This is a genomic window from Companilactobacillus furfuricola (assembly GCF_003946325.1).
GTDB classification, from domain to species: Bacteria; Bacillota; Bacilli; order Lactobacillales; family Lactobacillaceae; genus Companilactobacillus; species Companilactobacillus furfuricola.
This window is the reverse complement of record NZ_RHNT01000004.1, coordinates 28,800-40,813: the sequence shown is the minus strand read 5'-3', so window position 1 is coordinate 40,813 and position 12,014 is coordinate 28,800. Positions and strand designations below refer to the sequence as shown.

Sequence of the window (12,014 nt, the reverse complement as noted above, 5' to 3'; positions counted from 1 at the left end):
TTAGTCAATAGGTAATACGTTGATTTGATCAAGCCAATTCAAGCATAGTGGCCACCACTTGGATACTTGATGATTCAAGTAATGATCATCGCCTGGTTCTTGAACTTGGTAAGTGGCCAAAGCTGTTCCGTGAGGACCACTTGAGAACAAATGGAGCTCAAATGGTAGTCCTAATTCTTCCATCTTTGCAGCGTAGACTAAGGAATTAGTTACTGGAACAGTTTGATCTGTAACTGTTTGCCAAATAAATGTTGGTTTACCTGACTTAGTCAAAGTATCTTGAGACTTCCAGAACTTATGATCTGGACTCATCTTCTCAGCTGCATCCAAAGTCTTAGGCCAACCTAGCGTCATATCTGTCACAGAGTAGCCAATGATATTCGCATAAGGCATAGCTTTTAGTTCTTCAGGAAAAATGTCTTTTCTTGTCTCCGCATTTGTCATTAGTGAATTGAAATTAGTAACGATACTGCCACCAGCTGAAAAGCCAACTAACAAAATCTTATCTAAGTCGATTTGCTTATCTTCTGCATGCTCACTGAGCCAGTTCAAAGTTGTAGCTAATTCTTGAAGTGCTAATGGGAAAACAGATTTGCCATCTTTCAACAATTGATAATGCAAGACAACCGCATGGATACCAGCTTGAGCAAAATTCATGGCAATGGGCTGAGATTCACGATCAGTATGGAAGTTAAAGCCGCCACCAGGCATAATGATAGCCACTGGATGCTTAACTTCTTTCTTGAAATCGCTGATTTTATCTAGAAAATAAGTATCAATATCGAAAGTGGTATCTTGATACTTCAAAGTTTGATTTTCTAACATATTCTTCCTCCTCTAAAGTAAATTCCAAATTATTTGCGTCAATGCAATGTTATTAACGTTATAACAAGTATTCGCTATCCAACAGTATAGCACTTTAAAAAAAATAGAGAAAAGCCCCTGTCGCCTTCCACTCTCTTATTTGAAACGGATGCCAAAAAAAGATCCAGCACTCAAATGAATGCTGGATCTTATTAAAATACTTTATTTATTGCTTTCTTCTTGTTTCTTGGCATCTTCAGCTTTCATTTGCTTTTCGATGTCAGAAATTGTATATGCTCCGTTTAAGGAGTTGGCTGCCATAGGACCTGTTTTCTTAGGTTCCATATGGTTGTACTTAGCCATACCTGTACCGGCAGGGATAAGTTTACCAATAATAACATTTTCCTTAAGACCAAGAAGTGGATCGTTCTTACCACGAATTGAAGCATCAGTAAGAACTCTAGTTGTTTCCTGGAAGGAAGCAGCTGACAAGAAACTGTTTGTTTCAAGTGAGGCTTTAGTAATACCAAGTAAGACTGGACGTCCTGTTGCAGGAATCCCACCGCTCATCAATGTCTCACGGTTGTGATCTGTAAATTGAGAAATATCCATCAATTCACCTGGTAATACATCTGTATCACCTGGGTCAAGAACACGGATCTTACGAAGCATTTGTCTGATCATAACCTCGAAATGCTTATCAGAAATATCAACACCTTGCATACGGTAAACTTTTTGAACTTCAGCAAGTAGGTAATTTTCTGTAGTTTGAACACTTGTGATCTTGATCAATTCCTTAGGATCAATTGAACCAGTTGTTAACTTAGCACCACGTTGGATGACGTCACCTTCGGCAACGGCAACACTTGATGTATAAGGAACACTGTATGTTCTTGAATCAATGTTACCTTCAACAGTGATCTCTTTAGTATGTTCTGCAGGGTTTTCATCGATGGCAGTAATTGTACCGTCAACTTCAGAAATAACTGCAAGACCTTTAGGGTTTCTAGCTTCAACGATTTCTTGAACACGAGGAAGACCTTGTGTAATATCATCGCCACCAGCAACACCACCGGTATGGAAGTTTCTCATAGTCAATTGTGTACCAGGTTCACCGATTGATTGAGCAGCAACAGTACCAACTGCTTCACCAATTTCAACTTCTTCACCTGTAGCAAGGTTACGACCATAACATTTCTTACATACACCATGTTTAGTGTTACATGTAAATGCTGAACGGATCGTAACTGTCTTAACACCAGCATCTACAACCTTTTGAGCCATGTCTTCATCCATCAATACACCACGAGGAACAATTACGTCACCATTTTCAGGATCTTTAACTGTCTTTTGAGTGTAACGACCAACTAGACGATCAAACAATGGTTCGATCATGTCAGTACCTTCAGTAATAGCACTTACTTCTAGTCCACGATCAGTACCACAGTCTTCTTCACGAACGATAACGTCTTGAGCAACATCAACTAGACGACGAGTTAAGTAACCTGAGTTAGCTGTCTTCAAAGCTGTATCGGTCATACCTTTACGAGCACCGTGGGTCGACATGAACATTTCCATAACTGATAGACCTTCACGGAAGTTAGAAATAACAGGGATTTCCATCATACCACCGTTAGGGGCAGCCATAAGTCCACGCATACCTGCTAGCTGAGTAAAGTTTGAGATGTTACCACGAGCACCGGAGTCAGACATCATTGAGATAGGGTTTGTTGGATCAAATGAATCGATCAATAATTGTTGGATCTCATCTTTAGTATCGTTCCAAACACTAATAACACGATCATGTCGTTCATCATCAGTGATAAGTCCACGACGGAATTGCTTAGAAATTGAAGCAACTTGCTTGTGGGCTTTGTCGATGATCTCAGGTTTTTCAGTTAAGTTAGGAACATCTGTAACACCAACTGTTAGTCCAGAATATGTACAGATCGTGTAACCTAATTCCTTCATATCATCAAGTAATTCTGAAGTTCTTTGTACACGATAGATCTTGAAGATTTGGGCAATGATATCACTCAAGTAACTACTCTTAAGTGGGTCGATCAATTCCATCTCGTCTAATCTATCTTCGATATTTTCTCCCTTTTCAAGGAAGTACTTATCAGGAACACCATTGATGAGGTTATCATCAGTAGGTTCATTTAAGTATGGGAAGTCTTCAGGCAAGATCTCATTAAAGATAACTTTACCAACACTTGTGATCATAACTTTATCACGTTGGTCATCTTTAAATGGCTTGTTTGGCATTGATGAAACTGAAATACCAATTCTTGTATGGTAATGAACATCACCATTCAATAAAGCAATTTTAACTTCGTTGCTATCTTTGAAGATCTTACCTTCGCCATCCATATGTCTTGTTTCGATCGTTAGGTAGTAGTTACCCAATACAACGTCCTGTGATGGTGTAACAATAGGTTTACCATCTTTAGGAGCAAGAATATGGTGAGCAGCAAGCATCAACATACGAGCTTCAGCTTGAGCTTCGTCTGATAGTGGCACGTGAACAGCCATTTGGTCACCATCAAAATCGGCATTGTAAGCTTCACAAGCTAATGGGTGAAGACGAATTGACTTACCGTCAACCAAGACAGGTTCAAAGGCTTGAATACCAAGTCTGTGAAGCGTAGGGGCACGGTTAAGTAGAACTGGACGTTCTTTGATTACATCTTCTAGAACATCCCAGATATCGTCATCTTGACGATCGATCTTTCTTCTAGCGTTTTTAACGTTTGAAGCAATTTCTCTTTTAACTAATTCATGCATTACGAATGGTTTGAATAATTCCAATGCCATTTCACGAGGAAGTCCACATTGGTAGAACTTAAGTGTTGGGCCAACATCAATAACTGAACGTCCAGAATAGTCAACACGTTTACCAAGTAAGTTTTGACGGAAACGTCCTTGCTTACCTTTAAGCATGTGTGAAAGTGACTTCAATGGTCTGTTACCAGGTCCTGTGACCGGACGGCCACGACGACCGTTATCGATCAAGGCATCGACAGCTTCTTGAAGCATTCTCTTTTCGTTTTGAACAATGATGTTAGGAGCATTTAAGTCCAATAATCTCTTCAAACGGTTGTTTCTGTTAATTACACGACGGTACAAATCGTTCAAATCAGAAGTAGCGAAACGGCCACCTTCTAGTTGAACCATTGGACGTAGATCTGGAGGAATAACTGGAATAGCATCCATTACCATCCATTCTGGTTTGTTACCAGACTTTTGGAAGGCACTCAAAATATCTAATCGTCTAATTGCACGTGTACGTTTTTGACCTTGGGCAGTCTTCAAGACTTCACGCAAGCTCTTAACTTCTTCATCCATATCAACTTGGCTAAGAAGTTCTCTGATACCTTCAGCACCCATTTTAGCAACAAATTTATTGCCAAATTCTTCGCGCTTCTTACGATATTCAGATTCTGTTAGTAGTTGTTTCTTCTCTAGGTCTGTATCACCTGGATCAATAACTACATATGAAGCAAAGTAAATTACTTCTTCAAGGTTTCTTGGGCTCATGTCCAAAACTAGTCCCATACGTGATGGGATACCCTTGAAGTACCAGATATGTGTAACAGGAGCTGCTAATTCAATGTGAGCCATTCTTTCACGGCGAACTTTTGAACGAGTAACTTCAACCCCACAGCGGTCACAAACAATACCCTTATAACGGATACGTTTGTACTTACCACAGGCACATTCCCAGTCTTTAGTTGGTCCGAAGATTCTTTCATCAAACAGACCATCTTTTTCTGGCTTCAAAGTACGATAGTTGATTGTTTCAGGCTTCTTAACTTCACCATAAGACCAACTACGGATCTTATCTGGAGAAGCCAAACCAATTTGCATACTTTCAAATTTATTAACGTCTATCAAAAGGTAACCTCCCTAACATGCCAAATTTTAACTATTTTTCTGATTTTGTTTCTTGAGAACCGTTAGATTGTACAGTTGAATTACCTTCTTCTGATTCTAACTTCTTAGCTTCTTCTTCACCACGTTTTTGTTCTTGTTGCTTAGCGAATTTCGATAATGCATCAATACTTACTGTATCGTCATCGTCGTCCATATCTCTAAGTTCAATTTCTTTTTGGTTATTGTCGAGAACTTTCATATCAAGTCCAAGAGCTTGTAATTCCTTAACAAGAACACGGAATGATTCAGGAACACCAGGCTTAGGAATACTTTCACCCTTAACGATAGCTTCATAAGTCTTCACACGTCCAACGATATCATCAGACTTGTATGTCAAGATTTCTTGAAGTGTATAAGCGGCACCATAAGCTTCCAAAGCCCAAACTTCCATTTCACCAAATCTCTGTCCACCGAACTGTGCTTTACCACCAAGTGGTTGTTGTGTAACTAATGAGTAAGGTCCGATTGAACGAGCGTGCAATTTATCATCAACCATGTGGGCTAACTTCATGTAGTACATGACACCAACCGCTACACGGTTCTTGAATGGTTCACCAGTACGTCCATCATAAAGGATCGACTTACCATCTGAATCCATATCGGCTTCTTTAACGATATCCCACAATTCTTCATTTGTAACACCATCGAAAACAGGTGTTGCAACGTGAATACCTAATTTTCTAGCAGCCATACCTAAATGAAGATCAAGAACTTGTCCGATATTCATACGGGATGGAACACCCATTGGGTTCAATAGGATATCAACTGGTGTACCGTCTGGCATGTAAGGCATGTCCTCTTCAGGAACAACGATAGAAACAGTACCTTTGTTACCGTGACGTCCAGCCATCTTGTCACCGACTTGGATCTTACGTTTTTGAGTGATGTAAACACGAACCATCATGTTAACACCAGGATTCAATTCGTCGCCGGCTTCACCAGTGAAGACCTTAACGTCTTGAATAATACCGCCACCACCGTGTGGTACACGGAGTGAAGTATCACGAACTTCACGAGCTTTTTCACCGAAGATAGCATGTAATAGACGCTCTTCAGCAGATAATTCTGTAACACCCTTAGGTGTGACCTTACCTACTAAGATGTCGCCATCACGCACTTCAGCACCGATACGAATAACACCGAACTCGTCAAGATCTTTCAATGATTCTTCACCAACGTTAGGAATCTCTCGAGTAATCTCTTCAGGTCCAAGTTTAGTATCACGTGCTTCTGATTCATATTCTTCAATATGAACTGAAGTATAAGCATCTTCACGAACTAATTTCTCTGAAAGAACGATGGCATCTTCGTAGTTGTACATGTTCCATGTCATGAAGGCAATCAATGGATTTTGACCTAGGGCTAATTCTCCACCTTCCATGGCAGGACCGTCAGCGATAATGTCACCAACTTTAACTTCTTCGCCCTTACGAACGATTGGTCTTTGGTTGTATGACTTACCATTATTTGAACGACGGAATTTTGTAACTTTGTATTCGTCGATCGTACCGTCATCGTCACGTTCGATAGTAATCTTCTTAGCATCAACATATTGAACAGTACCAGCGTGTTGTGCGATCAAAGCAGCACCAGAATCGTGGGCTGCAATATATTCCATACTTGTACCAACTAATGGTGCGTGTGGATTGATCAGAGGAACAGCTTGACGTTGCATGTTAGCACCCATCAAGGCACGGTTCGAGTCATCATTTTCCAAGAAAGGAATACATGCTGTAGCAACAGAAACTACTTGACGAGGTGAAACGTCCATGTAGTCGACTTTTTCAGCGGTTGTTTCGATATTGTCATCTTTGTAACGAGCCAAAATTGTTGTATCAGCAAATGATCCATCATCGTTCAACTTAGTATTAGCTTGAGCAACGATGTAGTTATCTTCTTCGTCGGCTGTTAAGTAATCGATCTTATCAGTAACGTTGTGAGTTTCCCATGATACACGACGATATGGAGTTTCGATGAAACCATATTTATTAACAATAGCGTATGAAGCCAAGTTGTTAATAAGTCCGATATTAGGACCTTCTGGTGTTTCAATAGGACACATACGACCATAGTGAGTATAGTGAATGTCACGAACTTCATATCCGGCACGATCACGAGTCAAACCACCAGGTCCAAGGGCTGAAAGACGACGCTTGTGTTCTAGCTCGCCAAGAGGGTTTGTTTGGTCCATGAATTGTGAAAGTTGTGATGAACCAAAGAATTCCTTGATCGAAGCAACTACTGGTCTAATGTTGATCAATTGTTGAGGTGTAACAGTTGATGAGTCTTGAATTGACATTCTTTCACGTACAACACGTTCCATACGTGACAAACCAATTCTGAATTGGTTTTGAAGCAATTCACCGACTGAACGAATACGACGGTTACCCAAGTGGTCGATATCATCAGTTGATCCGATGCTTTCTTTTAAGTTCAAGAAGTAGTTCAAACCAGCCAAAATATCAGCAACTTGAATTGTACGGTTGTTTTCGTCGATATGACCATTACCAATGATGTTAACGACTTTCTCATTATCATCTTGTGAGTAAACTTTGATGATTTGAAGAGTAACAGGATCAGTTTGAGCACCTTCATCTGAAGGTTGAACAGTTACTGTCTTGAAATCATCACGATCTAAGTAATCGCCTAGCTTATTCATAGCATCGCGATCGATAACAGTGTCTTTTGCTAAAATAACTTCACCAGTATCTGGATCAGCTAATGTTTCAGCTAATGTTTGATTTAACAAACGTGTCTTAAGATTTAACTTCTTATTGATCTTGTAACGACCAACAGCAGCTAGATCGTATCTACGTGGGTCAAAGAATCTTGCGTAGAGCAATGAACGAGAACTGTCAGCAGTCTTAGGTTCACCAGGACGTAATCTTTCATAAATATCCTTCAATGCTTCTTCAACACGTGAGTCAGCAGTATCTTTGTGGACATCTTTTTCGAGAGTACGGTTCAAAGTGTCATTTTCACCGAAAATATCCAAGATCTCAGCATCTGAACCAAAACCAAGAGCACGAACTAATTCTGTGATCAAAAGCTTTCTAGTTCTATCAATTCTTACATATCCTAAACCTTTGGCATCAGTTTCATATTCCAACCATGCACCACGGTTAGGGATAACAGTTGTTCCATAAGTAATACGACCGTTCTTATCAGTATCAGCATTATAGTAGATACCAGGAGAACGAACTAATTGTGAAACGATAACACGTTCAGCACCATTAATAATGAAAGTACCTTGGTCTGTCATTATTGGGAAGTCACCAAAGAACACGTCTTGAGTCTTGATCTCACCAGTTTCATGGTTAGTCAATTTCAAAGTAACGTGCAATGGGGCTGAATAATTAGCGTCATGTTGTCTAGCTTCTTCAACAGTGTACTTTGGTTCAAGAAGCTTATAGTCAACGTATTCCAAAGAAAGATTTCCAGCAAAATCATCGATTGGCATAACATCATCAAACATGTCTTTTAGACCTTCATCTAAAAACCAGTTGTATGAGTTCTTTTGAATGTCAATTAGATTTGGCAGTGGAAGTACTTCCTTGATCTTGGCATAACTACGACGAACACGGTGTGCACCATAATTTACGTTATGAAAAGTCAAATTCTTCACCTCAACATTTATTTTTGTTCAAAATTTTGCCGCTAGAAATGTTACATTTATGTTACATTTTACCTGAAAACGGTTTTAATACCTGTTTTAGGGCAAAAAAAAAACCAAAAATAGAAACTTTATTTCTATCTTTGCTTTTTTCTATACGGCATCACTACGGACAATAGATCGTAGCTTGCGTTTTGAACTTTAAATCTCAAAAGCAATATTACTAGCCTAATTCCACTTTGTCAATGGATTAAGCTTAATTAATTTTTAACTTTATCGCCTTTTTTATTATCGTTCAAATTCTTATTGGTTTTGTTGCTTTTCTTAGTAGATTTAGCAACGTTGATCTCAAGTTTGCCCTTCTTCGAGCCAACCTTGATCGTGTCACCTTCAGTGATATTGTTCATCAAGAGCAATTCACTAACTGGATCTTCGATTTCACGTTGAATGGTCCGTCTCATTGGACGAGCACCATATTCTGGATTGTAACCATCTTTAACTAAATCGTCATAAGCAGATGGTGAAATAGATAGATCAATATTTCTCTCCTCAAGTCTCTTTCTAAGGTTATTGCTCATGATCTTAGCAATGGACTTAAGTTGCTCTTTATTAAGAGCCTTAAAGACAATAGTTTCATCAATACGATTTAAGAACTCTGGTCTAAAGAACTTCTTCAATTCAGAATCGATCCGTGATTCCATTTCCTTATAATCAGTTCTGACATCTTTAGCACCAAATCCAACCTCACGGTCATCCTCGAGAGAACGTGCGCCTAAGTTAGAAGTCATGATAATGATCGTATTTCTAAAATCAACTTTGCGTCCCTTGGCATCAGTTAAAATACCATCATCTAAGACTTGTAGCAAAATATTGAATACATCTGGGTGAGCTTTTTCAACCTCATCTAATAATACAACTGAATAAGGTTGGTTTCTGATTTTCTCAGTTAATTGTCCACCTTCGTCAAAGCCAACATAACCAGGGGCTGAACCGATCAACTTAGAAGTACTGTATTGTTCCATGTATTCAGACATGTCAACACGGATCAAGTTGTCTTCTGAACCAAACATTACTTCAGCAATCGACTTAGCCAATTCAGTTTTACCAACACCAGTAGGTCCAAGGAATATGAATGAACCATTTGGTCTATTAGGATCTTTCATACCACTTCTAGCACGACGAATGGCCCGTGATACAGCGCTAATAGCATTATCTTGACCAACGACCCGTTTGTGGAGTTCCTTTTCAAGGTTAAGAAGTCTTTCACTTTCCTTCTTAGTAATCTGAGTTACCGGAACACCAGTCCAGTCAGAAATGATCTCTGCGATATCTTTCTCAGTGACCACAGGCTTCTTCTCTTTACCGTCAGCTTGTCTTTGCTTGTAATCTTCGATCTTAGCTTGCAAGTCTTGTTCCTTTTCACGGATCTGAGCTGCCTTAGCAAAGTCTTGATTCAAAATAGCTGTGTTCTTCTCGTCGATCAATTTTTTCGAATCAGCAGTTAAGCTTTCCAACTTATTGTTCTTCTCAGAATTGTGGATCCGCACTTTAGCAGATGCTTCATCGATCAAATCAATGGCCTTATCTGGCAAAAATCTATTCGTTAAGTATCTAGTTGATAGACGGACAGCTGCGTTGACAGCTTCTTCTGAAATAGTCAAACCGTGGTGTTGTTCATAGCGTGGTTTCAAACCATCCAAAATTTGCACAGATTCTTCCGCAGTTGGTTCTTCAACATAAACTTTGGCAAAACGACGTTCCAAAGCAGTATCTTTTTCAATGTACTTTTGATATTCATTTGATGTAGTTGCACCGATCAATTGCAATTCACCACGTGCCAAAGCTGGTTTTAAAATGTTTGAGGCATCAATAGCACCTTCAGCCCCACCAGCACCGATCAAAGTGTGCAATTCATCGATGAACAAAATAACATGCTTATCAGCATAAATTTCTTCAATAATCTTCTTCAAACGGTCTTCAAATTCACCACGGTACTTAGTACCAGCGACTAAAGAACCCATATCAAGCATCATGATCCGTTTATTTTGCATATCAGCTGGAACATCATTCTTAACGATAGCTTCAGCCAGACCCTCAACAATAGCAGTCTTACCAACACCAGGTTCTCCAACTAAAACAGGATTATTCTTTGTCCGACGACTAAGGATCTGAATAGTTCTTTCCACTTCACGAGCACGACCAACAACAGGATCGACCCGGTTATCAGCAGCTAATTTCGTTAAGTCACGAGCAAGAGAATCCAAAGTAGGAGTACCGGCTTGAGCAGCCTTCTTCTTTTGATTCATACCAAGTCCACGACGTGCACCCTTGGTACTCATACCCATCTTACTTAACAGAAGATTCTTAGTCTTAGTCAAACTAAGACCTAAATTAGTCAAAATACGATTTGCCAAATTATCCGTATCATCCAAAATAGCTAACAAAATATGTTCAGTCCCGATACGACTGGAACTATATTGGTTAGAAACAGTTTCGGAACTGGCAAGAATTTGTTGTCCCTTAGGTGAATAAGGAAGGTAAATCCCACTAGCAACATTTGCTGATGAGTCGCCATAACCAGTAAGATGTTCGATTTCTTCTTGAACGTCTCGATCGCTAACAGCCAAATCACGCAAAGTAATACCAGCGATACCATCATTTTCCATAGTTAGACCTAGCAAAATGTGTTCAGTTCCAACAGCATTATGATGAAATGTCTTAGCCTGCTCTTGAGCCAAAACAAGTGCGTTTTTCGCGCTTTCAGTAAACACCTTGTCCATAATAGTTACCTCGACTTACTTATTTACTTGTGATGAAAGTATAATTCTGATAAATAAAATTGCAAGCAAAACACTCGCAAACCATCAGATCTCTAACATCTCCTAAACATTGCTCCACCTGAATCTAAAGCAACCATAACATTATTATTCTTCGATTCAAACAATAAAGTCTAAAAATCAATTAATGTAATTAATGAATATTTTACCAACAACTTCAACATGTTTCATCAAAAAAGGCTTGATAAAAGAAAAAGCAAATTCAATCAAAGCCAACAATAAAATGTTTAAGGATAATAATATTAATGGTTTCAACCAAAATTGTAAAGAAAAAGCCCCTAGAAGCAAAAGAATGAGAGTAAAGCTCCCCCCAAAAAAGAGATCGCAGCAAAACGAACAAGGCGGGAGCATAGCGACAGCCAGAAAGAAAAAGAAACCCCACAATGATCAATCGCTGCAGCAATCACCGTCAGGAAGAAAAATAAGCGGAGCGAAGTCCCGCGAACCGAGAAAAGAATAAGTGTTCAAGACAGACAAAGTATTGCAAAAAAGAAGGAAACCCCTGCTCCCCACCAGAATGGATAAAGCCTGAGATAGACATGTGAGAAATAGGACGAGCAAACAGTGCCAACTTGATAAAAATAAATCGGTAAATCTCAATCCAAGGGGGGATTATATCTCCATCTAGACGGAGGGGCCCGGGGATACAGACCTCAGTGGTGAAATTTCACTTGGCGACGAAGGAGCTTAGTGAAAGGTGCAGTTTTGAAACAAGCGAGCGTACTTTGCTCGATTGGTTCAAAATGTGCCCACCACGTTCCAGCGTCTGTATCCCCGGGCCCCGGAGTCGGCATTGAACGTACCACCAAAATACTACCTACAAA

General features: G+C 39.6%; 6 protein-coding genes. 1 reads left to right on the top strand and 5 read right to left on the bottom strand.

Features of this window, described 5'->3' with window-relative positions:
- From EKM78_RS02445 to EKM78_RS02430, 4 genes are all read right to left on the bottom strand, one after another.
- Positions 1 to 825 carry an alpha/beta hydrolase gene (locus EKM78_RS02445; protein ID WP_125768878.1) on the bottom strand — a complete coding sequence of 275 codons (825 nt, stop codon included), beginning with the start codon at positions 823 to 825 and terminating at the stop codon, positions 1 to 3.
- Between the two features lie 201 nt (positions 826 to 1,026).
- Positions 1,027 to 4,701 (bottom strand): DNA-directed RNA polymerase subunit beta', encoded by a 3,675-nt coding sequence (gene rpoC / locus EKM78_RS02440; protein WP_125768876.1) that lies wholly within the window; start codon positions 4,699 to 4,701, stop codon positions 1,027 to 1,029.
- A gap of 31 nt (positions 4,702 to 4,732) precedes the next feature.
- The gene (gene rpoB, locus EKM78_RS02435) at positions 4,733 to 8,365 is read right to left on the bottom strand and encodes a DNA-directed RNA polymerase subunit beta (RefSeq protein ID WP_425453520.1); all 3,633 of its coding nucleotides are present in this window, start codon (positions 8,363 to 8,365) and stop codon (positions 4,733 to 4,735) included.
- Between the two features lie 248 nt (positions 8,366 to 8,613).
- Complete coding sequence (locus EKM78_RS02430) at positions 8,614 to 11,133, bottom strand: ATP-dependent Clp protease ATP-binding subunit (RefSeq protein WP_125768870.1); 2,520 nt, start codon at positions 11,131 to 11,133, stop codon at positions 8,614 to 8,616.
- A gap of 193 nt (positions 11,134 to 11,326) precedes the next feature.
- On the opposite strand from EKM78_RS02430, the gene EKM78_RS02425 reads away from it, so the two are divergent.
- Complete coding sequence (locus EKM78_RS02425; protein ID WP_125768867.1) at positions 11,327 to 11,650, top strand: hypothetical protein; 324 nt, start codon at positions 11,327 to 11,329, stop codon at positions 11,648 to 11,650.
- Positions 11,651 to 11,843: 193 nt separating this feature from the next.
- On the opposite strand, the gene EKM78_RS12455 is transcribed toward EKM78_RS02425, so the two are convergent.
- A complete protein-coding gene (locus EKM78_RS12455) occupies positions 11,844 to 11,999 on the bottom strand; it encodes a hypothetical protein (protein WP_164507166.1) in 156 nt (51 codons plus the stop codon).
- Between the last annotated feature and the right edge of the window lie 15 nt (positions 12,000 to 12,014).